The sequence below is a fragment of the Phenylobacterium haematophilum genome, assembly GCF_014196295.1.
GTDB lineage: Bacteria > Pseudomonadota > Alphaproteobacteria > Caulobacterales > Caulobacteraceae > Phenylobacterium > Phenylobacterium haematophilum.
Genome location: NZ_JACIDK010000005.1, coordinates 248,581 through 269,913 on the forward strand (window position 1 = coordinate 248,581; position 21,333 = coordinate 269,913).

The 21,333-nt window shown below is 69.6% G+C and carries 27 protein-coding genes; 11 read left to right on the top strand and 16 right to left on the bottom strand.

Features of this window, described 5'->3' with window-relative positions; all coding sequences use genetic code 11:
- Nucleotides 1-55 precede the first annotated feature (55 nt).
- From GGQ61_RS17095 to GGQ61_RS17110, 4 genes are all read left to right on the top strand, one after another.
- Nucleotides 56-1,207 (top strand): MltA domain-containing protein, encoded by a 1,152-nt coding sequence (locus GGQ61_RS17095; RefSeq protein WP_246371011.1) that lies wholly within the window; start codon nt 56-58, stop codon nt 1,205-1,207.
- Nucleotides 1,204-1,746: a Smr/MutS family protein gene (locus tag GGQ61_RS17100; protein ID WP_183775478.1), complete on the top strand. Its 543-nt coding sequence runs from the start codon at nt 1,204-1,206 to the stop codon at nt 1,744-1,746. Before GGQ61_RS17095 ends, GGQ61_RS17100 begins: the two co-directional genes overlap by 4 nt.
- An 82-nt stretch (nt 1,747-1,828) precedes the next feature.
- On the top strand, nt 1,829-2,791 hold the full coding sequence (locus GGQ61_RS17105; RefSeq protein ID WP_221221085.1) for a Tim44 domain-containing protein: 963 nt from the start codon (nt 1,829-1,831) through the stop codon (nt 2,789-2,791).
- A gap of 133 nt (nt 2,792-2,924) precedes the next feature.
- Nucleotides 2,925-3,233, top strand: coding sequence for a polyhydroxyalkanoic acid system family protein (locus GGQ61_RS17110; protein WP_183775481.1), 309 nt, complete (start codon nt 2,925-2,927; stop codon nt 3,231-3,233).
- Here the strand turns inward: GGQ61_RS17110 and GGQ61_RS22650 are convergent.
- Nucleotides 3,214-4,107: a CPBP family glutamic-type intramembrane protease gene (locus GGQ61_RS22650; RefSeq protein ID WP_183775483.1), complete on the bottom strand. Its 894-nt coding sequence runs from the start codon at nt 4,105-4,107 to the stop codon at nt 3,214-3,216. The genes GGQ61_RS17110 and GGQ61_RS22650 overlap by 20 nt on opposite strands.
- A gap of 146 nt (nt 4,108-4,253) precedes the next feature.
- Between GGQ61_RS22650 and GGQ61_RS17120 the strand changes: the two genes are divergently transcribed.
- Nucleotides 4,254-5,252: a sensor histidine kinase gene (locus tag GGQ61_RS17120; RefSeq protein ID WP_246371035.1), complete on the top strand. Its 999-nt coding sequence runs from the start codon at nt 4,254-4,256 to the stop codon at nt 5,250-5,252.
- Nucleotides 5,253-5,318: 66 nt separating this feature from the next.
- Nucleotides 5,319-5,552, top strand: a complete 234-nt coding sequence (locus GGQ61_RS17125; protein ID WP_343056169.1) for a YdeI/OmpD-associated family protein — start codon at nt 5,319-5,321, stop codon at nt 5,550-5,552.
- A 22-nt stretch (nt 5,553-5,574) separates the two neighbouring features.
- On the opposite strand, the gene GGQ61_RS17130 is transcribed toward GGQ61_RS17125, so the two are convergent.
- From GGQ61_RS17130 to GGQ61_RS17155, 6 genes are read right to left on the bottom strand one after another with little or no spacing between them, the layout of a single operon-like run.
- Nucleotides 5,575-5,901, bottom strand: a complete 327-nt coding sequence (locus GGQ61_RS17130) for a phosphoribosyl-ATP diphosphatase (RefSeq protein WP_183775493.1) — start codon at nt 5,899-5,901, stop codon at nt 5,575-5,577.
- On the bottom strand, nt 5,898-6,665 hold the full coding sequence (hisF, locus tag GGQ61_RS17135; RefSeq protein ID WP_183775495.1) for an imidazole glycerol phosphate synthase subunit HisF: 768 nt from the start codon (nt 6,663-6,665) through the stop codon (nt 5,898-5,900). Before hisF ends, GGQ61_RS17130 begins: the two co-directional genes overlap by 4 nt.
- A gap of 14 nt (nt 6,666-6,679) precedes the next feature.
- The gene (gene hisA, locus GGQ61_RS17140; protein WP_183775711.1) at nt 6,680-7,402 is read right to left on the bottom strand and encodes a 1-(5-phosphoribosyl)-5-[(5-phosphoribosylamino)methylideneamino]imidazole-4-carboxamide isomerase; all 723 of its coding nucleotides are present in this window, start codon (nt 7,400-7,402) and stop codon (nt 6,680-6,682) included.
- Complete coding sequence (hisH, locus tag GGQ61_RS17145; protein ID WP_183775497.1) at nt 7,399-8,031, bottom strand: imidazole glycerol phosphate synthase subunit HisH; 633 nt, start codon at nt 8,029-8,031, stop codon at nt 7,399-7,401. Before hisH ends, hisA begins: the two co-directional genes overlap by 4 nt.
- Nucleotides 8,032-8,044: 13 nt before the next feature.
- Nucleotides 8,045-8,635: an imidazoleglycerol-phosphate dehydratase HisB gene (gene hisB, locus GGQ61_RS17150; protein WP_183775500.1), complete on the bottom strand. Its 591-nt coding sequence runs from the start codon at nt 8,633-8,635 to the stop codon at nt 8,045-8,047.
- Nucleotides 8,636-8,638: 3 nt separating this feature from the next.
- Nucleotides 8,639-9,628 carry an adenosine kinase gene (locus GGQ61_RS17155; protein ID WP_183775502.1) on the bottom strand — a complete coding sequence of 330 codons (990 nt, stop codon included), beginning with the start codon at nt 9,626-9,628 and terminating at the stop codon, nt 8,639-8,641.
- Nucleotides 9,629-9,762: 134 nt separating this feature from the next.
- On the opposite strand from GGQ61_RS17155, the gene GGQ61_RS17160 reads away from it, so the two are divergent.
- Complete coding sequence (locus GGQ61_RS17160) at nt 9,763-10,047, top strand: hypothetical protein (RefSeq protein ID WP_246371013.1); 285 nt, start codon at nt 9,763-9,765, stop codon at nt 10,045-10,047.
- Between the two features lie 4 nt (nt 10,048-10,051).
- Here the strand turns inward: GGQ61_RS17160 and GGQ61_RS17165 are convergent, their stop codons facing one another.
- From GGQ61_RS17165 to nth, 4 genes are all read right to left on the bottom strand, one after another.
- On the bottom strand, nt 10,052-12,067 hold the full coding sequence (locus GGQ61_RS17165) for a PBP1A family penicillin-binding protein (protein WP_183775504.1): 2,016 nt from the start codon (nt 12,065-12,067) through the stop codon (nt 10,052-10,054).
- Nucleotides 12,068-12,160: 93 nt separating this feature from the next.
- Entirely contained in the window at nt 12,161-12,286 is a 126-nt protein-coding gene (locus GGQ61_RS22510) for a hypothetical protein (RefSeq protein ID WP_281372716.1), read from the bottom strand.
- A 90-nt stretch (nt 12,287-12,376) separates the two neighbouring features.
- Nucleotides 12,377-13,288, bottom strand: a complete 912-nt coding sequence (gene gcvA, locus GGQ61_RS17170; protein WP_183775507.1) for a transcriptional regulator GcvA — start codon at nt 13,286-13,288, stop codon at nt 12,377-12,379.
- A gap of 4 nt (nt 13,289-13,292) precedes the next feature.
- Entirely contained in the window at nt 13,293-13,970 is a 678-nt protein-coding gene (gene nth / locus GGQ61_RS17175; protein ID WP_183775509.1) for an endonuclease III, read from the bottom strand.
- 86 nt (nt 13,971-14,056) lie between these two features.
- Here nth and GGQ61_RS17180 point away from each other — a divergent pair, with 86 nt between their 5' ends.
- Complete coding sequence (locus GGQ61_RS17180; protein ID WP_183775511.1) at nt 14,057-14,527, top strand: DUF2244 domain-containing protein; 471 nt, start codon at nt 14,057-14,059, stop codon at nt 14,525-14,527.
- 2 nt (nt 14,528-14,529) lie between these two features.
- Here GGQ61_RS17180 and GGQ61_RS17185 read toward each other — a convergent pair whose 3' ends face one another.
- The 4 genes from GGQ61_RS17185 to hslV all read right to left on the bottom strand — a co-directional run bounded on the left by GGQ61_RS17185 (nt 14,530) and on the right by hslV (nt 18,188).
- Nucleotides 14,530-15,378 carry a hypothetical protein gene (locus tag GGQ61_RS17185; protein ID WP_183775513.1) on the bottom strand — a complete coding sequence of 283 codons (849 nt, stop codon included), beginning with the start codon at nt 15,376-15,378 and terminating at the stop codon, nt 14,530-14,532.
- Between the two features lie 95 nt (nt 15,379-15,473).
- Nucleotides 15,474-16,778: an ATP-dependent protease ATPase subunit HslU gene (gene hslU / locus GGQ61_RS17190; RefSeq protein WP_183775515.1), complete on the bottom strand. Its 1,305-nt coding sequence runs from the start codon at nt 16,776-16,778 to the stop codon at nt 15,474-15,476.
- Nucleotides 16,779-16,792: 14 nt separating this feature from the next.
- On the bottom strand, nt 16,793-17,584 hold the full coding sequence (locus GGQ61_RS17195; RefSeq protein WP_183775517.1) for a nuclear transport factor 2 family protein: 792 nt from the start codon (nt 17,582-17,584) through the stop codon (nt 16,793-16,795).
- Between the two features lie 37 nt (nt 17,585-17,621).
- Nucleotides 17,622-18,188 carry an ATP-dependent protease subunit HslV gene (hslV, locus tag GGQ61_RS17200; protein ID WP_183775519.1) on the bottom strand — a complete coding sequence of 189 codons (567 nt, stop codon included), beginning with the start codon at nt 18,186-18,188 and terminating at the stop codon, nt 17,622-17,624.
- An 89-nt stretch (nt 18,189-18,277) separates the two neighbouring features.
- Here hslV and GGQ61_RS17205 point away from each other — a divergent pair, with 89 nt between their 5' ends.
- Nucleotides 18,278-19,024: a HesA/MoeB/ThiF family protein gene (locus tag GGQ61_RS17205; protein ID WP_183775521.1), complete on the top strand. Its 747-nt coding sequence runs from the start codon at nt 18,278-18,280 to the stop codon at nt 19,022-19,024.
- 55 nt (nt 19,025-19,079) lie between these two features.
- Here the strand turns inward: GGQ61_RS17205 and GGQ61_RS17210 are convergent, their stop codons facing one another.
- Nucleotides 19,080-20,066 carry a 2-hydroxyacid dehydrogenase gene (locus tag GGQ61_RS17210; RefSeq protein ID WP_183775523.1) on the bottom strand — a complete coding sequence of 329 codons (987 nt, stop codon included), beginning with the start codon at nt 20,064-20,066 and terminating at the stop codon, nt 19,080-19,082.
- A gap of 145 nt (nt 20,067-20,211) precedes the next feature.
- Here GGQ61_RS17210 and GGQ61_RS17215 point away from each other — a divergent pair, with 145 nt between their 5' ends.
- Both GGQ61_RS17215 and fabA read left to right on the top strand, forming a co-directional pair.
- Nucleotides 20,212-20,715 (top strand): SH3 domain-containing protein, encoded by a 504-nt coding sequence (locus tag GGQ61_RS17215; RefSeq protein WP_246371015.1) that lies wholly within the window; start codon nt 20,212-20,214, stop codon nt 20,713-20,715.
- A gap of 82 nt (nt 20,716-20,797) precedes the next feature.
- Complete coding sequence (gene fabA, locus GGQ61_RS17220; protein WP_183775527.1) at nt 20,798-21,325, top strand: 3-hydroxyacyl-[acyl-carrier-protein] dehydratase FabA; 528 nt, start codon at nt 20,798-20,800, stop codon at nt 21,323-21,325.
- Nucleotides 21,326-21,333: the final 8 nt, after the last annotated feature.

Below are 21,333 nucleotides of genomic sequence, written 5' to 3' on the forward strand. Positions count from 1 at the left end.
CGAGAAAGGCGGCGGGCCGATCGCCGCGACGTCGACGACAGCGCTGGGGGCGACCTTGAACATCCGACATGCAAGCCGCCTGGTTCCGGCCCTGCTGCTGACCCTGCTGGTCGCAGCCTGCGCCACGCCCAAGCCGCCGGCGCCGGGCCCTGGCCCGCAGCCGCCGCGTCCGACCCCGACCCAGCCTCCGACGCCCACGCCGCCGGCCGGCCGGCCCGAGAGCTTCGCCGAAGTGCCCGGCTGGGCGCAGGACGACCACGCGGCCGGATACGAGGCGTTCCGCACCACCTGCGGGGTGTCGCGCGACCCGGCCCTGGGCGAGGTCTGCCGCCGGGCGCGGGCGATCGGTCCGCTGGATGGGCCGCGGGCGCGCGCCTTCCTGGAAGAGAATTTCCGGCCCGAGCTGCTGGTCGGCGAGGGCGTGCTGACCGCCTACTTCTCGCCGGAGTACGAGGCGCGCGAGCGGCCGAGCGCCGAGTTCTCCGCTCCCGTGCGGCCCAAGCGCGACGACCTCGTCGGCACCGGCGTGGGCGGTAAGCCGGCCCAGCAGCGCGGCGGCGGCGGCCAGCTGGGCCCCTATCCGGACCGCGCCGCGATCGAGCGCGCCGGCGCCGGGCCGGCGCTCGCCTGGATGCGTCCCGAGGATCTGTTTTTCCTGCAGATCCAGGGCTCGGGGGTGCTCACCTTCGAAACCGGACGACGCGCCAAGGCGGTGTTCGCCGCCACCAACGGCAAGCCGTTCCAGGGCATCGCCAACCCGATGCGCGACCGCGGGCTGCTTCCCGCCAACAACACCTCGGGCGAGGCCATCCGCAGCTGGCTGGCCGACAATCGCGGCCCGCGCGCCGACGAGATCATGCGGCTGAACCCGCGCTATGTGTTCTTCACCCTGGCCCCCGACGACGGTCGCCAGCCCGTCGGCGCAGCCGGGATTCCGTTGCCGCCCGGCCGCTCGATCGCCGTCGACACCGGGCTGAACGCGCTCGGCGGCCTGTACTTCATCGAGGGCGTGGCCCCGACCCTGTCGGGCGCCTTCCCGGCCTATCGCCGGACGGTGATGGCGCTGGACGCCGGCGGGGCGATCAAGGGCCCGGTGCGCGCCGACCTCTATCTGGGCATCGGATCGCAGGCCGGCGCCGAGGCCGGTCGCGTCCGCCACACCCTGCGCATGCACCGGCTAGTCCCGAAGGTCGGCCCCTATCGATGAAACGGCCCATCCGCCCTGACGAGCAGAAGCTCTGGGCGATGGTGGCGGCCACCGTCCACCCGCATCCGGGCCGCCAGACCGACGCGCCCAAGCCGCCGCCGGAGCCGGCGATCCCGGCGCTGAAGGCCAAGGGGCGCGTCGTCGATCCGGCCGCGCGGCTGCCCCTGGCCGAGATCATGCCGCCTCTGCGTGCGCCGTTGCGCGGCGAGCCCGAGGGCATCGAGCCGCGCCGCAAGCACCGGATCGCCAAGGAGCGCGACCCGATCGGCGCGCGCATCGACCTGCACGGCATGGACCAGCAGCGCGCCAAGGCGGCGCTGGAGGCCTTCGTGCTGCGGGCATGGGACGAGGGTTATCGCGCGGTGCTGGTGATCACCGGCAAGGGGACGCTGGGCGACGGCGTGCTGCGCCGGCGCGCGCCCGAGTGGCTGGGCGGCGTGGCGCTGCGCGGGGTGGTGGCCGGCATCTCCGAAGCCCACCGCCGCCATGGCGGCGAGGGTGCGCTCTATGTGGCGCTGAAGCGCAAGCCGAGGACCTAGCGGTCACAACTGCGTATGGCCCCTGGAAATCCAGGCCCTGGCGCACGATATGCGCGCGGACAACTAAAAAGGAAACGCTGCTTTGACTTCCCGACTTCCGAAGATCTTCGCCGTCAGCGGCCTGTCGCTGGCCATGGGGCTGGCGCTCGTGACCGAGGCGGACGCCCGTCGCGGGGGCAGCTTCGGCAGCCGCGGGGCGCGCACCCACCAGGCGGCGCCTCCGACCCAGACCTCGCCGACCCAGACCGCGCCGGTGCAGCGCTCGATGACCGAGCGCCAGCCGGGTGCGCCGACCACGGCGCCGGCCGCCCGTCCGAACGCCGCCAACCCGGCCGCCGCGCCGAAGCCGGGCCTGTTCGGCAACCCGCTCGTCCGCGGCCTGATGCTCGGCGGCCTGATCGGCCTGCTGCTGGGCCACGGCTTCGGCGCCGGCATGGCCGGGATACTGGGCGGCCTGCTGCAGATCGCGGCGATCGCGCTGGTGGCGATGCTGGCGTTCCGCTTCTTCGCCTCGCGCCGCAAGCCGGCGCAGGCCGCGGCGGCCAACAATGCCGCGTTCCGCTCGCCCTTCGAGATGCAGCAGCCGGCCCAGCCGGCCGCCGCGCCGCAGCCCTATGCCCCGCCGGTCGATCTCGGCCAGGATTTCGCGGTCACCGGCGCCGACCGCGAGACCTTCGAGCGACTGCTGCGCGAGATCCAGGAGGCCTTCGGCCGCGAGGACTACGCCGCGATCCGCGAGCGGACGACCCCGGAGATCATGGGCTACCTGGCCGAGGAACTGGGCCAGAACGCCACCGCCGGCCGCCGCAACGAGGTCCGCGACGTGAAGATGCTGGAAGGCGACGTGGCCGAGGCCTGGCGTGAGGGCCCGGTCGACTACGCCACCGCCGCCCTGCGCTATTCGAGCATCGACGTGATGGTCGACCGGCAGACCGGCGCTGTGGTCGAGGGCGACGCCGATCGCCCGACCGAGACCACCGAACTCTGGACCTTCGTGCGTCACCCGAACGAAGGCTGGAAGCTGTCGGCGATCCAGGACGCCTGAGGCGGATCTTGACGGCGCGCTAAGCGGCGCGCCGTCGTCGGCGTCAGGCCACGATGTCCGAGGCGATCAACGGTCAACCTTCCGTTGGAGCGGTTGCGCCGCTCGCTCGTTAAAGCGGCTGGAGGATCAGCCCATGGCCAAGCCCGTCGTCGTCACCATCCCGCACGAACTCGGCAAGGCCGAGGCGCGCCAACGCATCGAAGACGGCGTCGGCAAGCTGATCCATCAGTTCGGCGAAGGCGTGAAGCTGACCCGGACCTGGGAGGGCGACCGTCTGTCGTTCGCCGCCAAGGTCGTGGGTCAGGCGGTCGCCGGCCGGCTGGACGTGGCCGATGACGCGGTGCGCATGGAGGTCGACCTGCCGCCTTTCTTCGCGATGATCGCCGACAAGGTGAAGGGCCGGCTGAAGAAGGAAGGCCAGCTCATGCTCGAGAAGAAGTAGACGCGAACGGGGCCATCAGCCGCGGCGAGCGGCGCACCAGTTCGACGACCGCCACCATGTAGAAGGCCAGCAGCACCTCGATGAGCGTTTCGTCGAGGCCGCCCGTGACCTCGGGATCGTCAGGCAGCATCGGGGCCTGGAAGAAGGCGATCATCAGGTTGGTCGCGACGTGGGCGCCGATCGCGAACTCCAGGCCGCCGAGCCGCAGCGCCGCCCAGGCGAAGGCCGCGCCGGCCAAGGCGCGAGCCGCCATCGCGCCGGGATCGAACTCCAGATGGGCCAGGGCGAACGCGGCCGCATTGACCACGATCAGCACCCAGACATTGTGCGTGAAGGCGGCGGTCTGCTGCAACAGGTAGCCGCGGAACACCGCCTCCTCCGCCGTCGCGGCGACGAGCAGACCCGCCACCACCGCGAGGGCGTAGAACGCCTTCAAGCCGAGCCCGGCGCCGGGGTCGAAGATCGGCATCTGGAACTCGTGCGGATTGAGCACGAGATCCGCAACCATCAGCACCCCGACGCCGACCACGGTCAGGGCCGCGCCAACCAGCAGCAGTCGCCAACGGAAGCGGGGCGCCGCGGTCAGCCAGGTGGCGATCGGGCGGCCGAACACGTAGCGGGCGGCCAGCAGCACGGCCAGGCCCATTGCGCCGAGCCCGATCCCAAGCTGCAGCACGTAGATTGCGGAGCGCTGCAGCCGCGGCCCCCCGGTGTCCTCGAACATTGCGCCGCCGGTCAGCGTGCCCAGCACGATGGCGAACACCAACGACAGCAGCATCACCGCCGCCGGCGTCGCCGCGGCCATGGCCGCGACCCGCGGCCAGCGGCGGTCGCGTTCGGTTACAGCCTGCAGAAATGGAAAGGGAGAGAGCACGGTGGGACTATGCTCCTGCCGGAGCGCTTGCGCCATCGGCGCGAGCAGCATCCATGCACACCCGCAGAGCTGTTTCTGACGGAAATTCGCCTATAGGGTGAATTTTGCCTTGACCGGGCCGCATGGAGACCGACGTTGTGTCACCGATGCTTGGGCTGGGTGACCTCAATCTGCGCGAGAGACTCGCGCCGGACGTCCCCACTTGGGTGACCGAGTGGGTCTGCGCCTGCGTATGCGCGGCGTTGGCCGGCGTGCTGCGGGCGCTGATTTCGCTGGTCGTTGTCGCCCCGCCCTACGTCTTCCTCTACCCGCTGGTGCTGCTGGCGACATTGCTCGCCGGGTGGCGCTCGGGGATCTACAGCCTGACGATCATCCTGCTCGGCATCTGGTACGTGGTGCTGTTTCCCGCCCGGTTCGGCCCGCTGACCGCCGGCGAGAGCGTGGCGCTGGTGCTGAACGCGTTGAGCGGTGTCGCGGTGATCGCCGTGGCCCAGGCGTTCCGCACGTCCTACCGGGTGGCCGAGGCCGAGCGGGCCGCCAAGCTCGAGGTCCGCGACCTGCTGCTGCGCGAGCTGAACCATCGGGTGAAGAACAATTTCCAGATGGTCGAGAGCCTGCTCGACATGCAGCGGCGACGAGCGTCTGCGGCGAGCACCGAGCAGGCGCTGGCCGACGCGTTGCGGCGGGTGCACTCGATGGCCCAGGCCCACGCCAATCTCTATTCGCCGGACGAGGCCGGCGACGCGATCGATCTCGGCGCCTATCTGGGCGACCTGTGCGAAAACCTGTCCGACAGTCTGCTGCTGAGCGGCGACGTGCGGCTCGACAGCTGTTTGACCTCGTGGCCGTGCGACCGCGATCGGGCGGTGGCGGTGGGATTGGTGGTCAACGAGCTGGTCACCAACGCGGCCAAGCACGCCTTCCCGACCGGCCGGACGGGCCGCATCCTCGTCTCCCTCAAGCAGAGCGAGGTCGGCTGCGAGTTGACGGTCGCCGACAATGGGGTCGGCATGCCGCCGGACGCGGAGGTCAACAGCCGCGGGCTCGGCCGCAAGCTGGTCGAAGGCTTCGCCCGCCAGACTGGCGGCGCCCTCACGCGGGGCGACGGTCCGGGTGTCAGCCACACCTTGGTGTTGCCGCACTGAAGCACACATAGAGTTTGCGAGAACCTTCACCGTAGTCGATCGTTATCGGCGCGAGGGAGGACGTCCGTGACGCTGCGCCGTGATCTGAACCCGATGCCGGACGACGTGCGCCAGGCCCTCGAGGCCCGCGGCCTGGTCAATGCCTACGAAGGCCGTCCGCCATTCCAGCGCAACGACTACCTCGGCTGGATCACCCGAGCCCGCAAGCCGGAAACCCGCCAGAAGCGCCTGGCCCAGATGCTCGACGAACTCGAGGATGGCGACATCTATATGAAGATGCGCTGGAACGCCGCCTCCTGAGCCGCACCGCCAGCGGGAGGATTTACTTTGGACGTGAGGCCTTTTCGGCCAAGCCCGAGGCGCCCTCGCGGGCTTCGAGCTTAGCGGCGACGTCGTCGAGGCTGACGCCGGCGCGGGCCAGCAGAACGAGCCAGTGATAGATCAGATCAGCGCTCTCGGCGGCCAGGCCATCCTGGTCGCCCTGGGCGGCGGCGATCACCGCCTCAACGGCTTCCTCGCCGAACTTCTTGGCTGAACGCTCGACGCCCTCCGACAAGAGCTTGGCGGTATAAGAACTGGCCGGATCGGCGCCCTTGCGGGCCTCGATGGTGGCGGCCAGCCGCTCGAGGGTCTCGGAGAAGCGGCTCATGCGGCCTCCGTGATGCGGACCGGAATGTGGGCCTTGGCCATCTCGCGCTTCACCTCCGCGACGGAGACCTCGCCGAAATGGAAGATCGAGGCGGCCAGCACGGCGTCGGCCCCGCCCTTGATGACCGCATCGACCATGTGCTGGGCGTTTCCAGCTCCGCCCGAAGCGATGACCGGCACGTTGACCGCGCTGGTCACGGCCTTCAGCAGGTCGAGGTCGTAGCCGGTCTTGGCGCCGTCGCGGTCCATCGAGGTGAGCAGGATCTCCCCTGCTCCGCGCTTCACGGCGTTGACCGCGTACTCAACCACGTCGAGGCCGGTGTCGGTGCGGCCGCCGTAGGTGAACACCTTCCAGCCGTCAGCGGTGCGCTTGGCGTCGATGGCGACGACCACGGCCTGGGAGCCGAAGGCGTCGGCGCAGGCGCTGATCAGGTCCGGGTCCTCGACCGCGGCGGTGTTGACGCTGATTTTGTCGGCCCCGGCCAGCAGCAGCCGGCGGGCGTCCTCGACCTGGCGGATGCCGCCGCCGACGCTGAGCGGCATGAAGCAGACGTCGGCGGTGCGGGCGATGACGTCGAGGATCGCGCCACGGCGCTCGTGGCTGGCGGTGATGTCGAGGAACATCAGCTCGTCGGCGCCGGCGGCGTCATAGGCGGTGGCCTGTTCGACCGGGTCGCCGGCGTCGCGCAGCGAGACGAAGTTCACGCCCTTCACGACGCGGCCGTCCTTGACGTCCAGGCAGGGAATGACGCGAACCTTGAGCATCTCTTCCAGTTTCCTTAGGCGGCGACCTTGAGGGCTTCTTCCGGATTGATCGCGCCGTTGTAGAGCGCGCGACCGAGCACGGCCCCGGCGATCGGCACGCCCTTGCGGGCCTTGATCTTGACGATGTCGTCGATGGTGGCCAGGCCGCCGGCGGCGATGACCGGGATGGCCACGGCGTCGGCGATGGCGCCGAAGGCCTCGACATTGAAGCCCATGACCGTGCCGTCCCGGTCGATGTCGGTGATGATCAGAGCGCCGACGCCGGCGTCCTCGAAGCGCTTGGCGACGGTGACCGCGTCAAGGTCGGAGCTTTCGGTCCAGCCCTGGGTCGCGACCTTGCCGGCGCGGACGTCGACGGAGACGGCGATCTGTTCGGGCCACAGGCGGGCGGCCTCGCGGACGATCTCGGGTTCGGTGACCGCGACGGTGCCGAGGATGACCCGCGACACGCCGGCTTCGATCCAGCGCTCGACGTCCTTCAGGCTGCGGATGCCGCCGCCGAGCTGGACCGGGATCGAGACGGCTTCGAGGATCGCCTCGACGGCTTTCTCATTGACGGCCTTGCCCTGCACCGCGCCGTTCAGGTCGACGACGTGGACCCAGTGGAAGCCGGCTTCGACGAAGCTGGCCGCCTGGGCGGCGGGCGAGTTGTTGAACACCGTGGCGGTGTCGAGGTCGCCGTGCAGGACACGGACGCACTGGCCGTCTTTGAGATCGATGGCCGGATAGAGGATCACGGTCGCCACTCCAGGAAACGCGCCAGCAGGGCGAGGCCGGCGCTTTGCGACTTTTCAGGGTGAAATTGTACGCCCGCGACATGGCCCTTGGCGACGGCGGCGGGGAACTTGCCGCCGTGGTCGACATAGGCGGCGACGTCAGCGGGATCGTCCGGGAAGAAGGCGAACGAATGGGTGAAGTACATGGGGGCCTCGCCGACGCCGGCGATCGGCGCCGGGCCGTGCGGGTCGATCAGGGTGTTCCAGCCCATGTGCGGGATCTTGGCGGCGGGGTCGTTCGGCTCGACGCGGCGGACGTCGCCGGGGATCCAGCCGAGGCCGGGGGTCTCGCCGAACTCCAGTCCGCGGGTGGCCAGCAGCTGCATGCCGACGCAGACGCCAAGGAAGGGGCGTCCCTTCACCTGGACCGCCTCGGTCATGGCTTCGATCAGGCCGGGGCGCTCGGACAAGGCCTTCATGCACGCGGCGAAGGCGCCGACGCCGGGCAGCACGACCCGGTCGGCGGCGGCCACGATTTCGGGATCGCTGGTGACGACGATCTGGCTCGTTCCCGCCGCAGCGCGGACGAGGGCCTTTTCGGCCGAGCGCAGGTTGCCCGACCCGTAGTCGATCAGGGCGACGCTCTGCATAGGGTATACTTTCCTACAGGACGCCCTTGGTCGACGGGGCGCGACCATGGGACTTGGGGTCGAGTTCGACGGCTGCGCGCAGGGCGAGGCCCAGCGCCTTGAAACCGCTTTCGGCGATGTGGTGGCTGTTGTCGCCGTACAGGGTCTCGATGTGCACGCAGGCGCCGGAATGCATGGCGAACGCCTGGTGGAACTCCTTGAAGAGCTCGGTGTCGAAATCGCCGATCTTCTGGGTCTTGAAGGCGACCTTCCAGATCAGATAGGGCCGGTTGCAGAGGTCGAGGGCGCAGCGGGTCAGCGTCTCGTCCATCGGTACGTAGCCGTGACCGAAGCGGCGGATGCCCTTGAAGCCGTCCAGCGCCTTGTTGATCGCCTGGCCGAGGACGATGCCGGTGTCTTCCACGGTGTGGTGGAAGTCGATGTGCAGGTCGCCCTTGGTGCGGACATGGAGATCGACGCCGGCGAAGCGGGCGAAGCTGTCGAGCATGTGGTCGAAGAAGCCGACGCCGGTCTCGACGTCAGCCACGCCGGAGCCGTCCAGATCTACGCGAACCGTGATCTGGGTCTCCTTGGTGTTGCGGACCACTTCCGCGGTGCGGGCCATCCGTTAGAGTCCTTTCGAAGCCGCGAGGTCCTTGAGGCTGACCAGCGGCCTCGGGCCATAGTGCGAGATCACCTCGGCCGCCGCCAGCGATCCGAGCTGGCCGCAGACGTTGAGCGGCCGGCCGGTGGCGAGGCCATACATGAACCCGGCTGCGTATTGGTCGCCCGCGCCCGTCGTGTCCATGACTTTCTCGACCGGGAAGGCCGAAACCTCGAAGGTCTCGCCGCCGGCGGCGATGACCGAGCCCTGGGCGCTGCGCGTGACCGCGGCGATCTTGACCTTCGAGCGCAGCGCGTCGACCGCGGCGTCGAAGTCGTCGGTCTGGAACAGCGAGGCCACCTCGGTGGCGTTGGCGAAGACCAGGTCGACCTGGGTTTCCAGGAAGCCGAGCAGAGCCTCGCGGTGGCGCTCGACCACGAAGCCGTCCGACAGGGTGATGGCGATCATGCGACCTGCGGCGCGGGCCAGGCCGGCGGCCTTGGCGAAGGCGTGGCGCGCGGCCTCGGCGTCGAACAGGTAGCCTTCCAGGTAGACGATCTTGGCCGCCTCGATGACCGCCGGGTCGATGTCGTCGGAGGCGAACTCGGTCGAGGCGCCCAGAAAGGTCGACATCGTCCGCTCGCCGTCCGGCGTGACGTTGATCATCGACACCGCCGTCGCCTTGCCGTTCAGCAGCGGGGCGGTGTCGAAATGGGCGCCGATCGCACGCATGTCATGAGTGAAGACCTTGCCGAGTTGGTCGTCGGCGACCTTGCCGAGGAAGGCGCCGCGGCCGCCGAATGAGGCCAGGCCCGCGACGGTGTTGGCGGCCGAGCCGCCCGAGGCTTCGACCCCGGCCTGCATGGCGGCGTAGAGCGCCGCGCTGCGCTGCTCGTCGACCAGCATCATGGCGCCCTTGTCCATGCCCTGCTGGGTGAGGAAGTCGTCGGTCGCCGGGGCGATCACGTCGACGATGGCGTTGCCGATGGCGGCGACGTCGTAGAGCTCGGTCATGCGGGGAAGGTTGGCTTTCGCTGAAATCAGGCTCGCCTCCTACAGGGAAAGCCCTTTCGGGGCAACGCAGGCGGCGCATCGGCCGCAACCGGGTCTGATCCCATGAGTTCATCCTGGGCAACCGGAGGACCGCAATGTCGATATTGAAGCGCGACAAACCCAAGACCAGCGGCCAGGCGATCGGCTCGGGCGCCGCAGCGGCGGACGCCGCCGTCGAGGGCCGCCCGCAAATGGCCGATCACAAGAGCGAAGCGCCGCACGCCCGGCCCGCCGGCCGGACGCTGGACGAGAATGAAAAGCACGACCAGCTGGCGGAAAAGCAGAAGGACGCCGAGGACCGGCAGGAAGCGCTGCTGGACGAAGGCCTGGAGGAAAGCTTCCCGAGCAGCGACCCGGTGAGCGTCAAGCGCATCACCTGACCGGTCAGTAGGGAATCTGCGACCAGTCCGCCGGGGTCGGCTCGATCTCGGCGGGCTGCTCTTCCACCTCGCGCGCCATGGCGTTGCGCCGCACCGGCCCGAAGGCGTCGCGCAGCGGGGCTGGCGGCTCAGGCTCCTCGACATAGAGCGGCGGCGGCAGGGCCGGGAACCAGGCGAACTCGACGTCGGGCAGGCCGCGATGGGCGCCGGCCATGAAGTCCCGCCAGATATGGGCGGGGACCTGGCCGCCGGTGATGCGGCCGGTCGGGCGGCTGTCGTCGTTGCCGACCCATACCGCGCACAGCCAGTCCGGCGTGAAGCCGACGAACCAGGCGTCGCGGTGATCCTGACTGGTGCCGGTCTTGGCCGCCGCCAGCCGTCCGAACGCAGCCTCGCGGCCGGTGCCGGCGAGGATCACGCCGCGCATCATCTGAACCATCTGGGCGGCCTGGTAGGTCGGGTAGACCGGAACCGCGGCGCTGGGCGGACGGACGAACAGCAGCTTGCCGCGGGCGTCCGTGATCTTCGACACCAGGTAGGGCGAGGTCTTGCCGCCGCCGGTCTGCAGCACCTGGTAGGCCCCGGCGAGTTCCAGCGGCGTGACCTCGTAGGCTCCAAGCGCGATGGAGCCGCCGGGGTGCTCGGGGATGCCGGTCAGCCCGAAGCGGCGGGCGAGCGCGCCCACCTCGCCGAGCCCGGCCTCGCGCGCCAGCCGCACGGCGACGGTGTTGATCGAGAGTTGCAGGGCGCGCTGCACGGAAATCTCGCCATGATAGCCGCCGCCGTAGTTGCCGGGGGTCCACGAGCCGATGCGGATCGGCGCGTCCCGGCGCCAATCCATCGGCCTCACGCCGCGGTCGAGCGCCGCGGCCCACACGATGGGCTTGAAGGCCGAGCCGGGTTGGCGGCGGGCCTGGGTGACGCGGTTGAACGGGCTGGCGGCGTGGTCGACCCCGCCGATCATGGCGCGGATCGCGCCGTCGGGGGTCAAGGCCACCAGCGCGGCCTGATGGGCGCCCCGGCGATAGCCCTCGCGCGCCATGGTGCGGCGGACGATGTGGCCGGCGATAGCTTGGGCCTTGGGATCGACGGTCAGCTGGATGACAAGATCGGGGGTCGACCCGCCCAGCCGCTGGCGCGCCTCGGCGGCGGCGGCGTCGAACACCCAGGCCATATCGCCTTCGCCGTCGGCGGCCAGCCGGGCGAGGGGAGGGGGCGGGCCGGCGGCTGTCCGCGCGGCCAGGGCCGGCTCGATCCAGTCCATTTCGCCCAGGCGCTCCAGCACCAATTGACCGCGGGCCCAGGCGGCCTCGGGAGCGTTGGCCGGAGACAGGCGCGAGGGCGCCCGGGGCAAGGCCGCCAGCACGGCGGCCTCGGCCAGGGTGAGATCCTGCGGAGCTTTGCCGAAATAGGTCTCCGCCGCGGCTGACAGTCCATAGGCGCGGCCGCCGAAATAGATCCGGTTGAGGTAGAGTTCGAGGAGCTCGTCCTTGCTCATCATCCGTTCGAGCCGAGCGGCGAGCAGCACCTCCTGGACCTTGCGGCGCAGGGTCTGGTCGGGGGTCAGGAACAGGTTGCGGGCCAGCTGCTGGCTGATCGTCGAGCCGCCCTCGACGACCCCGCCGGCGCGGACATTGACGCTGAGCGCGCGAAGCACGCCGCGCAGATCCATGGCCCCGTGCTGGTAGAAGCGGCGATCCTCGATCGCCAGGAACGCCAGCGGCACGTGCTGGGGCATCTGCGACAGGCGCGCGGGCGGACCGTGGCGCGGACCGCGCCGGCCGACCACCTCGCCGTCAGGCCCCAGGAAGGTCAGGCCGGGCGGGCGGCCCATCGACCATAGCGCTTCCTTGTCCGGGACGACGGGCAGGTCCTGCAGGAAGGCCCGGTCGAAGGCGAACCAGCCGCCGAGGCCCAGATTGGCGAGGATCGCCACGGTCAGGACGGCCGCGCGCCAGTTCACCCGCGGCAGGCGCAGGGTCGGTCGTCGTCCTGAGATGGGTTTGGGCGGGGGCGGCACGCCCCGATCATTGCAAGCCGTGCGCCAGGAGTCTCGCCGTGCACGGAAGAAGGGGGGCGGGCCGGCTGGAGGAAGGGGGCCGGCCCGCGCTCGTCAGGCCGCGCCGATAAGCGCGATCACCGCGGGGGAGGCGATCACAGCGACAGCGAAGACGAGGATGATGTCGCGCAGCATGTCAGTGCGCGAAAATTCAATCGATTGAGGATAGGTGCAGGTCACGGGGAGGCTCCTACAGCGGCGGACGCCCTCCATCTCGCTCTTTTGTTGCGGTGCGACAAACGAGCTTAGCGCCGGTCAGTTGACTTTGGATCAATCGGGATCGGTCAAGCCGTCGGCCAGGGCCTGTTCCAGCAGCCAGCTGCGGAAGCGCCGTATGTTGGGCTGCTCGGCTTTTTCCGGCAGCGACAGCACCCAGTGGCTGAACGGACTGGGCAGCGACAGGTCGAAGGGCTGCACCAGCCGGCCATTGGCCAGATCGTCGATCACCATGGCCTTGTGCGCGAAGGCCAGGCCGCGATCGGCCAACGCCGCCTCGACCGCGAGGTAGGTGTTGGAGAAGCGCGGTCCCGGATTGGGATCGACCCGGTCGGCCCCGGCGGCGGTCAGCCAGTCAGCCCAGTCCGGCTCTTCCGGCAGCATCAGTACGTCGTGCAGCAAGGTCACGCCGCGCAGATCGTTTGGGTGGTTGAAGGGTCCGTGCTTCTCGACGAGGCCGGGGCTGCACACCGGGGTCATGAGGGTGTCGAACAGGTGGGTGACGTGCAGGCCGGGATAGGGGCCTCGCCCCAGGCGGATGGCGACGTCGATGTTCTCGCGCGCCAGGTCGGCCGCATGGTCCGAGGCGGCGACCAGGATCTGGACCTCCGGATAGCGGCGTTGGAAGTCATGCAGCCGCGGCACCAGCCAGCGGGCGGCCAGAGAATGCAGCACCGTCACCACCAGCGGCGCGTCGCGCTTGGAGCGCACGGCGTCGACCGCCGATTGGATGGTCGAGAGCCCCTGACGCACGCCGACGGACAACTGTTCGCCGGCGGCGGTCAGCCGCACCGCGCGGTTGAAGCGGTCGAACAGCCGGGTCTCGAGCTCCGCCTCCAGCCCCTTTATGTGCCGCGAGACCGCTCCGGGGGTGATCGCGAGCTCGTCCGCCGCGCTCAGGAAGCTGCCGTGGCGGGCGCAGGCCTCGAAGACCCGCAGGGCGTTGAGCGGCAGATGGTTGGCCATGGCGTCACGTCGCGCGGCTGAACAGGATCTTCGACGGGCACAGGTCGGCCACCTGGCACTCCTCGCACTTGGGTCGCCGGGCGAGGCAGGTGTAGCGGCCGTGCAGGATCAGCCAGTGGTGGGCGCGGGTCAGGTAGGGCGCCGGGACGAGGGCCATGAGGTCGGCCTCGACCTGGTCGGGGGTCTTGCCGACCGACAGCTTCAGCCGGTGGGCGACGCGGAAGACGTGGGTGTCGACGGCGATGGCCGGCTCCACCCCCAGCTCGTTCAGCACCACGCTGGCGGTCTTTCGCCCGACGCCGGGCAGGGCCATCAGGTCCTCGCGGTTCAACGGCACCTCGCCGCCATGCTGCTCGACGATGATCTTGGCCGCGGCGATGACGTTCTTGGCCTTGGTGCGGAAGAGGCCGATCGAGTTGATGTACGGGATCAGCCCTTCCTCGCCGAGCGCCAGCATGTCTTCCGGCGTGTGGGCGACGGGGAACAGCTTGGCGGTCGCCTTGTTGACCCCGACGTCGGTGGCCTGGGCCGACAGCGCCACCGCCACCACCAGGGTGTAGGGGCTGTCGTAATGCAGCTCGGTGCGGGGATCGTCGCTCAGCGACTCGAACCGGTGGAACAGTTCCTCGACGCGGGCTTTCTCCGCGGGCGAGACGCGCTTCTTGGTGACGGGCTTGGCCATGGCGGGGCGAACATCGCCCGGCCCGGCCGCCTCGCCAAGAGGTGCGGGCTTTTCGCGTCCGATTTCGGCGTTAGATTGGACGCCCAATGGATGGCCTCGTCTACATGGACGCCGTGATCACGCCGAACCGCTCGCTGTCGCAGCGGGGGTTCGTGGTGCTGATCGGTATCGTCACGCTGTTCAACTGCGTGGCGGCCGGCGTGTTTCTGTCGATGGGCGCCACCTTCGTGCCGGTGTTCCTCGGGCTCGACGTGCTGGCCGTGATCGCCGCCTTCGCCGCCAGCTATGCGGCCGCCAAGAAGATCGAGCGGGTGCTGGTCACCGCGCGCGAGGTGCGGGTGGTGCGCGAGACGCCGAAGTCCAGCGAAGTGATCTGGGAAAGCCCGACCGCCTTCACCCGGGTGGCGCTGGAGATCGACGAGGACGATGTCGTTCACGGCGTGCGGGTGGCGATGTCCGGCCGCCACGCCTCGGTTGCGCAGGCGCTGAGCCCGGTGGAGCGGGCCGACTTCGCCCGCGCCCTGGAGCGGGCGATCTACGACGCGCGCCGCGGCTGACCTCAGGAAGGGCGCATGCCCTTCATCTCCATGCCCTTGACGATGATCAGCTTGGCGAGGTTCGCGCCCGGCACCACGAAGTTCAGCGTCTCGGCGCCGACGTCGAGCAGGAAACGCGGGTCCAGCGCCTTGCCCAGGTACTGCTCGAAGGTCGCGCCGCCGACCCGGGCCTCGCCGGTGACGGCGTCGAACTCGACCACCGCCTCCTTGTCTGCGCGCCGGTAGCGGAACGCGTGGATCGGCCGGTAGTAGAGGTCGACAGCCTCGACCCGCACCAGCTCTTCTGTGACGGTGTCGGCGTCGATCTTGCCGATCGCCGCGGCGACGACGTCGCGGACCACCATCGAGGCCTTGGCCTGAGGCGGCACGACCACCATACCCTCGGCGGTCGCCTTGGCCAGGGTCTCGGCGTCGGTCTCGACCGCGTCGTGCTGCAGATAGGTCGCCAGGGCAGGGGTCGCCTGTTTGCTCAGGCCGTCGACGAACACCTCGCGGCGGGCCTCCTCGCGGCAGGATTCCAGTCCTTCGAGCAGGAACCGGCCGTCGGCGGCGTCGAACGCCTTGCCGTCGAGGTCGACCTGGCGGACTTCCGGCGCGACGGCCACCGTATAGCTGCGTCGCCGCTTGTAGGCCGTGGCCGTCGAGACAGCGATGCGCCAGAACGGCTGCAGCCGCCGCTCGCGGTAGATGACCGCGAACTCGTCGTCCTTGGGCTGGCTGAACAGGCCGGTGACCCGCGCCAGGGCCCCGAACGCCTCCAGACGCTTGGCCCAGGCGCGGCCCTCGGCGTGCTCCAGACTGAACCGGTCGGCGATGCGGAAGATGCGCTCTTCGGCGAGTTCGACCTGCATGCGGGGCCTCCCTGCGGCGTCGCCGCGATTGAGAGCCCCGCGCGGCCGTCGGGCAAGGGGGTCAAGTCCTCGCCCGGCCTAGGGAAAACCCTGGGTCAGAGAATGAAGCGGCTAAGGTCCGTGTTCTGGGCCAGGCCGCCGATGCGGTCCTTTACATAGGCCGCGTCGATGTTGATGGTCTCGCCATCGCGGTCCGAGGCGGTGTAGCTGACCTCTTCGAGCACCTTTTCCAGCACGGTCTGCAGCCGTCGCGCGCCGATGTTCTCGACGCTGCCGTTCACGGTCACCGCAGCGTCGGCCAGGGCGTCGATGGCGTCCTCGGTGAAGGTGAGGGTCACGCCTTCGGTGGCGAGCAGCGCCTGGTGCTGGCGGATGAGGTTGGCCTCAGGCTCGGTGAGGATGCGGCGGAAGTCGTCGCGGCTCAGGGCCTTCAGTTCGACGCGGATCGGCAGACGGCCCTGCAGCTCTGGCAGCAGGTCCGAAGGCTTGGCCACGTGGAACGCGCCAGAGGCGATGAACAGGATGTGGTCGGTCTTGACCGGCCCGTACTTGGTCGAGACGGTGGTGCCCTCGATCAGCGGCAGCAGGTCGCGCTGAACCCCTTCGCGGCTGACGTCGGCGCCGGCGCGATCGCGGTTGGACGCGACCTTGTCGATTTCGTCCAGGAAGACGATGCCGTTGTTCTCGGCCAGCTCCAGGGCTTCCTGGGTCAGGGCCTCCTGGTCGAGCAGCTTGTCGCTTTCCTCGGCGATCAGCGGCGCGTGGGCGCCGGCGACGGTGGTCTTGTGGGTCTTGGTGCGGCCGCCGAAGGCCTTGCCCATCATCTCGCCGAGATTGAGCATGCCCATCTGGGCGCCGGGCTGGCCGGGAATGTCGAACATCGGCAAGCCGCCGCCGGTGTCCGAGAGAGTCAGCTCGACTTCCTTGTCGTTCAGTTCGCCGGCCCGCAGCTTCTTGCGGAAGCTCTCGCGCGCGGCGGTGGAGCCGGGGCCGGTCAGGGCGTCGAGAATGCGTTCCTCGGCGGCGGCCTCGGCGCGGGCGCGTACGCCGGCCCGACGCTTGTCCCGGACCATGGCCATGGCGCTTTCCACCAGGTCGCGGATGATCTGGTCGACGTCGCGGCCGACATAGCCGACCTCAGTGAACTTGGTGGCTTCGACCTTCAGGAACGGGGCCTGGGCCAGCCGCGCCAGCCGGCGGGCGATCTCGGTCTTGCCGACGCCGGTCGGGCCGATCATCAGGATGTTCTTCGGCGTCACCTCGTCGCGCAGGTCGGCGGGCACGCGGCGACGGCGCCAACGATTGCGCAAGGCGACGGCGACAGCCTTCTTCGCGTCCGGATGGCCGACGATATAGCGGTCGAGCTCGGAGACGATTTCGCGGGGAGAGAACTCAGTCATGGGCCGCTAGATAGTCATGCCGGGGCGCCTGCGACAGGAAGAATCTGATCGAAGACGAGCCGCCAGCCGTCGGCGCGGCTCTGCCAGATGCGGACATAGTGCCCGCGGCGATCTTTCGGGCCTTCCGTCCAGCGGGCCTCGCCATAGGTCCACACCAGATCGCCGCCCGTCGAGGCGCGGCCTCCCAACGGGACGAAGGCGATGGCGGGGGGCCGGCGGTCCAGCTCCGCCTTCACCGCGGTCGGGGTGGTCGCGGGGACGGACGAGGATCCGGTGACGCGGGCGTCGGGGGCGAGGGCGGCGCGATAGGCCGCCGCGAGGTCGCTGGCGGCGGTCGTGGCCAGGTCCGCCTCGGCCGCCTGAACGGCGCTCATCGCGGCGGCCGCGTTGGTCTGCGGTCCGGTGGCGGGGGGCAGGTATGTGGGCGGCGAGCCCTGAGGGGCCGCCGCGCCGTGGGCGCTGGGCGAGCCGCCGTCGTAGATCCACTTCCAACCGCCGTCGGGCTGACGGGCCCAGACGGTGAAGTACCAGCCGTTCTCCTTGCCGTCGAAGGTGCTCGGTCCGGTGGTGAAGCCGAGGTCGCCGGAGCGGGATATCCCCGCCCACAGCGGCCACCAGACCAGCGGCGGATGGGGCTTGTCGGGACGCGAACCGTAGAGGTCGCGCACCCGGGTCGGATCGGGCGCGAACACGATCGCGTCAGGCGTCGAGTGGGCCAGGAACGAGCGCTTGATCCCGTGCGCCAGGCCGTCGGCCGCAAAGGCCCGCTCCGCGGCGACGACCGCGGACGGATCTGGTTCGGCCATGACGGGGGTCGAGAGGAGAAGCGCAGCCAGGATCAGGCTACAGGCTTTCAACCGTCAGCTCTCCGTTGGTGTAGACGCAGATCTTGGCGGCGATGCTCATCGCCTTGCGGGCGACGTCCTCGGCCGAGAGTTCGCTGTCGACCAGGGCCAGGGCGGCGGCCAGGGCGTAGTTGCCGCCCGAGCCGATGGCGGCGACGCCGGTCTCGGGCTCCAGCACGTCGCCGACGCCAGTGACGGTGAAGATCGAGTCCTTGTCGGCGACCAACAGCATGGCCTCCAGCCGACGCAGGTAGCGGTCGGTGCGCCAGTCCTTGGCGAGGTCGACGCAGGCGCGCGCCAGCTGGTCCGGATACTGCTCGAGCTTGGCTTCCAGCCGCTCGATCAGGGTGAAGGCGTCTGCGGTGGCGCCGGCGAACCCGGCCACCACCTTGCCGCCGGCCAGGGTGCGCACCTTGCGCGCGTTGCCCTTGACGATGGTCTGGCCCATGGACACCTGGCCGTCGCCGGCGATCACGGTCTTGCCGCCCTTGCGCACCGCGAGGATGGTGGTGCCGTGCCAATCCGGAAAAGAGCTGGCGGGAAAAGAGTTCGAGCTTGTCGTCATGGCTTCCGATGTGGCCAGGGGGACGGGCGAGGTCAAGCGTGGTGCGACGGGACCGGCCGGCCGAGCGCCAAGAACGGACGGGTTAGACGATGAGCTTCACCGACGACGAAGTCGAGCGATACGCCCGCCACCTGGTGCTGCGCGAGGTCGGCGGCCAGGGCCAGCAACGGCTGAAGGCGGCAAGCGTGCTGATCGTCGGGGCCGGCGGGCTGGGCGCGCCGGCGGCGCTGTATCTCGCCGCGGCCGGGATCGGGCGTATCGTGCTGGCCGACGCCGACGTGGTCGACACCTCCAACCTGCAGCGCCAGGTGATCTTCCGCGACGCCGACGTCGGCCGCCGCAAGGTCGAGGCCGCCGCCGACCAGCTGCGCGCCCTGAACCCGCACGTCCACGTCGACTGCGCGCCGGTGCATGTGGAGCCCTGCAATGTCGGGCCGCTGGTCGCGGGGGTCGACCTGGTGCTGGACGGCACCGACGACTTCGCGACCCGCTTCGCGGTCAACGCCGCCTGCGTTCAGCACGAGCGAACCCTGGTCTCCGGCGCGATCGGCCGCTGGACCGGCCAGGTCGGGGTGTTTCGCGGCCGCCCCTGCTATCGCTGCCTGGTGCCGGAGGTCCCGCCCGAGGTCGAGACCTGCTCGGCCGTCGGGGTGGTCGGCGCCCTGGCCGGGGTGATCGGCTCGATGATGGCGCTGGAGACGATCAAGCTGGTCGCTGGAGCCGGCGAGCCGCTGGCCGGCCGGCTGCTGATCTATGACGGACTGTCGGGCGAGAGCCGGACCGTGCGGATCGGCGCGGACCCGGAGTGCGAGGTGTGCGGGCGTCCGGCGGCTTAGACGCACGTGTCGTCCCGATCTTCGGCTGCGCCGAAACTCGGATGACAGCTTTGGACTAGAGCATCGACGGAATGACGCGGTCGGGCGGCCGGTGGCCGTCCATCCAGGTCTTCAGGTTGATGATCACCTTCTCGCCCATGTCGATGCGGGCCTCGACCGTGGCCGAGCCCAGGTGCGGCAGCAGCACGGCGTTCGGCTGGGTCAGCAGCTTGGGATTGATCGCCGGCTCGAACTCGAAGACGTCCAGGCCGGCCCCGGCGATGGCGCCGGCGGCCAGCAGGTCGGCCAGGGCGCCTTCGTCAATGATGCCGCCGCGGGCGGTGTTGACCACCACGGCGTGCGGCTGCAGCAGCTTCAGCCGCCGCGCCGACAGCAGGTGGTAGGTCGCCGGGGTGTGCGGGCAGTTGACCGAGATGATGTCCATGCGGGCGAGCATCTGGTCGAGGCTCTCCCAGTAGGTGGCCTCCAGCTCCTCGGCGATCACATGGCTGACCGGCTTGCGGTTGTGATAGTGGATCTGCATGCCGAAGGCCTTGGCGCGGCGCGCCACCGCCTGGCCGATGCGGCCCATGCCGATGATCCCCAGCCGCTTGCCGTTGACCCGCCGGCCCATCATCCAGGTCGGGGTCCAGCCGGTGAACCCGCCGGCCTGCACGACGTTGGCGCCCTCCACGATCCGGCGCGAGACGGCCATGATCAGCGCCATGGTCAGGTCGGCGGTGTCTTCCGTCAGCACGCCGGGCGTGTTGGTGACGGCGATGCCGCGCTCGTTGGCGGCGGCCACGTCGATGTGATCGACCCCGGCCCCGAAGTTGGCGATCAGCTTCAGCTTTTCGCCGGCCGCCGCGATCAGGTCGGCGTCGATATGGTCGGTGATGGTCGGGACGATAGCGTCGGCCCGCTGCACCGCCTTGATCAGCGCTTCGCGGTCGAGCGGTACGTCGTCGAGGTTCAGCTCGGTGTCGAACAGCTCCCGCATCCGGGTCTCTACCGGGTCGGGGAGGCGGCGGGTGACGATGACTTTGGGTTTTCGAGCGGCCATGGCGTTTGAAAGGAATCTTTAACTGCGCGTGGCGCGCCTTGCGTTGTGACGAAGAACCTCTAGCAAAGCCCCCATGGACGGCCAAGGCGAGCGACGTACCTTTGGACTGCGGAAGCGCGTAACGCCCGTTTTTTTGACGGCGGCGTTGATTTCGGCCGCCCTGACGCCTGCCGCCCAGGCGGCGCCGCGCCAGACGCCGTCCGGCCAGCCGGTGCCGCGCTACGTCTCGCTGAAGTTCGACAAGGTCTATGCGCGGGCCGGGCCGGGGGAAGATCACAAGCTTTTGTGGGTCTACCAGGCGAAGGGGCTGCCGGTGCAGGTGATCGCCGAGAACACCGAGTGGCGGCGGATCTGCGATCCGGACGGGGGAATGGCCTGGGTGCATCGCCGGCTGACCAGCGGCGAGTCCACGGTCATGCGGGTCAAGCCGACGCGTCTGGCCTTGCACAAAAAGCCGCGAGCCGAGGCCGAGATCACCGCCTACCTGAACCCGCGATCGATCGCCGAACTGGTCAAGGACTGTGAGGAAGGCTGGTGCCGGGTGCGCAGCGACGGGGTCTCCGGCTGGGCTCAGGCGGGCGAACTCTGGGGAACTTCCGACGCGATCCAGTGTAAAGTGGGCCGCCCCGGCGCCGCGCGCAGCCGTTGAGCCTGCCGCGCGGCTCTGCTAGGGCCTGAAATTCACGATTCCCGAGGCCCGGAACAGCGGGCCGCCGCCAAGAAAGCCAAGCATGATCCAGGGCGCCAAGGCCAAGGACCACTACAATCTCGAAGAGCTGCTGGCCTGCGGCCGAGGCGAGATGTTCGGCCCGGGCAACGCCCAGCTGCCGGTGCCTCCGATGCTGATGTTCGATCGCATCGTGAAGATCACCGAAGACGGCGGCGCGCACGGCAAGGGCTATCTGGAAGCCGAGCTGGATATCAATCCGGATCTCTGGTTCTTCCAGTGCCACTTCATCAACGACCCGGTGATGCCGGGCTGCCTGGGCCTGGACGCCATGTGGCAGCTGGTCGGCTTCTTCCTTGGCTGGTCGGGCGCGCCCGGCAAGGGCCGCGCCCTGGGCGTCGGCGAGGTGAAGTTCACCGGCCAGGTGACCCCGAAGGTCAAGAAGCTGGTCTACAAGATCGACCTCAAGCGCGTGATCATCCGCAAGCTGGTCATGGGCATCGGCGACGGCGTGCTCGAGGCCGACGGCAAGGTGATCTACGAAGCCAAGGATCTGCGCGTCGGCCTGTTCGACGCCAAGGACCTAGTCTGAGAGCACGG

What these genes read in the sequence shown, in the direction of transcription:
- GGQ61_RS17100 (WP_183775478.1), top strand. Translation starts at nt 1,204, where the DNA reads ATGAAACGGCCCATCCGCCCTGACGAGCAGAAGCTCTGGGCGATGGTG.
- GGQ61_RS17110 (WP_183775481.1), top strand. Translation starts at nt 2,925, where the DNA reads ATGGCCAAGCCCGTCGTCGTCACCATCCCGCACGAACTCGGCAAGGCC.
- GGQ61_RS17120 (WP_246371035.1), top strand. Translation starts at nt 4,254, where the DNA reads ATGCTTGGGCTGGGTGACCTCAATCTGCGCGAGAGACTCGCGCCGGAC.
- GGQ61_RS17130 (WP_183775493.1), bottom strand. Translation starts at nt 5,901, where the DNA reads ATGAGCCGCTTCTCCGAGACCCTCGAGCGGCTGGCCGCCACCATCGAG.
- hisF (WP_183775495.1), bottom strand. Translation starts at nt 6,665, where the DNA reads ATGCTCAAGGTTCGCGTCATTCCCTGCCTGGACGTCAAGGACGGCCGC.
- hisH (WP_183775497.1), bottom strand. Translation starts at nt 8,031, where the DNA reads ATGCAGAGCGTCGCCCTGATCGACTACGGGTCGGGCAACCTGCGCTCG.
- hisB (WP_183775500.1), bottom strand. Translation starts at nt 8,635, where the DNA reads ATGGCCCGCACCGCGGAAGTGGTCCGCAACACCAAGGAGACCCAGATC.
- GGQ61_RS17155 (WP_183775502.1), bottom strand. Translation starts at nt 9,628, where the DNA reads ATGACCGAGCTCTACGACGTCGCCGCCATCGGCAACGCCATCGTCGAC.
- GGQ61_RS17160 (WP_246371013.1), top strand. Translation starts at nt 9,763, where the DNA reads ATGTCGATATTGAAGCGCGACAAACCCAAGACCAGCGGCCAGGCGATC.
- gcvA (WP_183775507.1), bottom strand. Translation starts at nt 13,288, where the DNA reads ATGGCCAACCATCTGCCGCTCAACGCCCTGCGGGTCTTCGAGGCCTGC.
- nth (WP_183775509.1), bottom strand. Translation starts at nt 13,970, where the DNA reads ATGGCCAAGCCCGTCACCAAGAAGCGCGTCTCGCCCGCGGAGAAAGCC.
- GGQ61_RS17180 (WP_183775511.1), top strand. Translation starts at nt 14,057, where the DNA reads ATGGATGGCCTCGTCTACATGGACGCCGTGATCACGCCGAACCGCTCG.
- GGQ61_RS17185 (WP_183775513.1), bottom strand. Translation starts at nt 15,378, where the DNA reads ATGCAGGTCGAACTCGCCGAAGAGCGCATCTTCCGCATCGCCGACCGG.
- hslU (WP_183775515.1), bottom strand. Translation starts at nt 16,778, where the DNA reads ATGACTGAGTTCTCTCCCCGCGAAATCGTCTCCGAGCTCGACCGCTAT.
- GGQ61_RS17195 (WP_183775517.1), bottom strand. Translation starts at nt 17,584, where the DNA reads ATGGCCGAACCAGATCCGTCCGCGGTCGTCGCCGCGGAGCGGGCCTTT.
- hslV (WP_183775519.1), bottom strand. Translation starts at nt 18,188, where the DNA reads ATGACGACAAGCTCGAACTCTTTTCCCGCCAGCTCTTTTCCGGATTGG.
- GGQ61_RS17205 (WP_183775521.1), top strand. Translation starts at nt 18,278, where the DNA reads ATGAGCTTCACCGACGACGAAGTCGAGCGATACGCCCGCCACCTGGTG.
- GGQ61_RS17210 (WP_183775523.1), bottom strand. Translation starts at nt 20,066, where the DNA reads ATGGCCGCTCGAAAACCCAAAGTCATCGTCACCCGCCGCCTCCCCGAC.
- fabA (WP_183775527.1), top strand. Translation starts at nt 20,798, where the DNA reads ATGATCCAGGGCGCCAAGGCCAAGGACCACTACAATCTCGAAGAGCTG.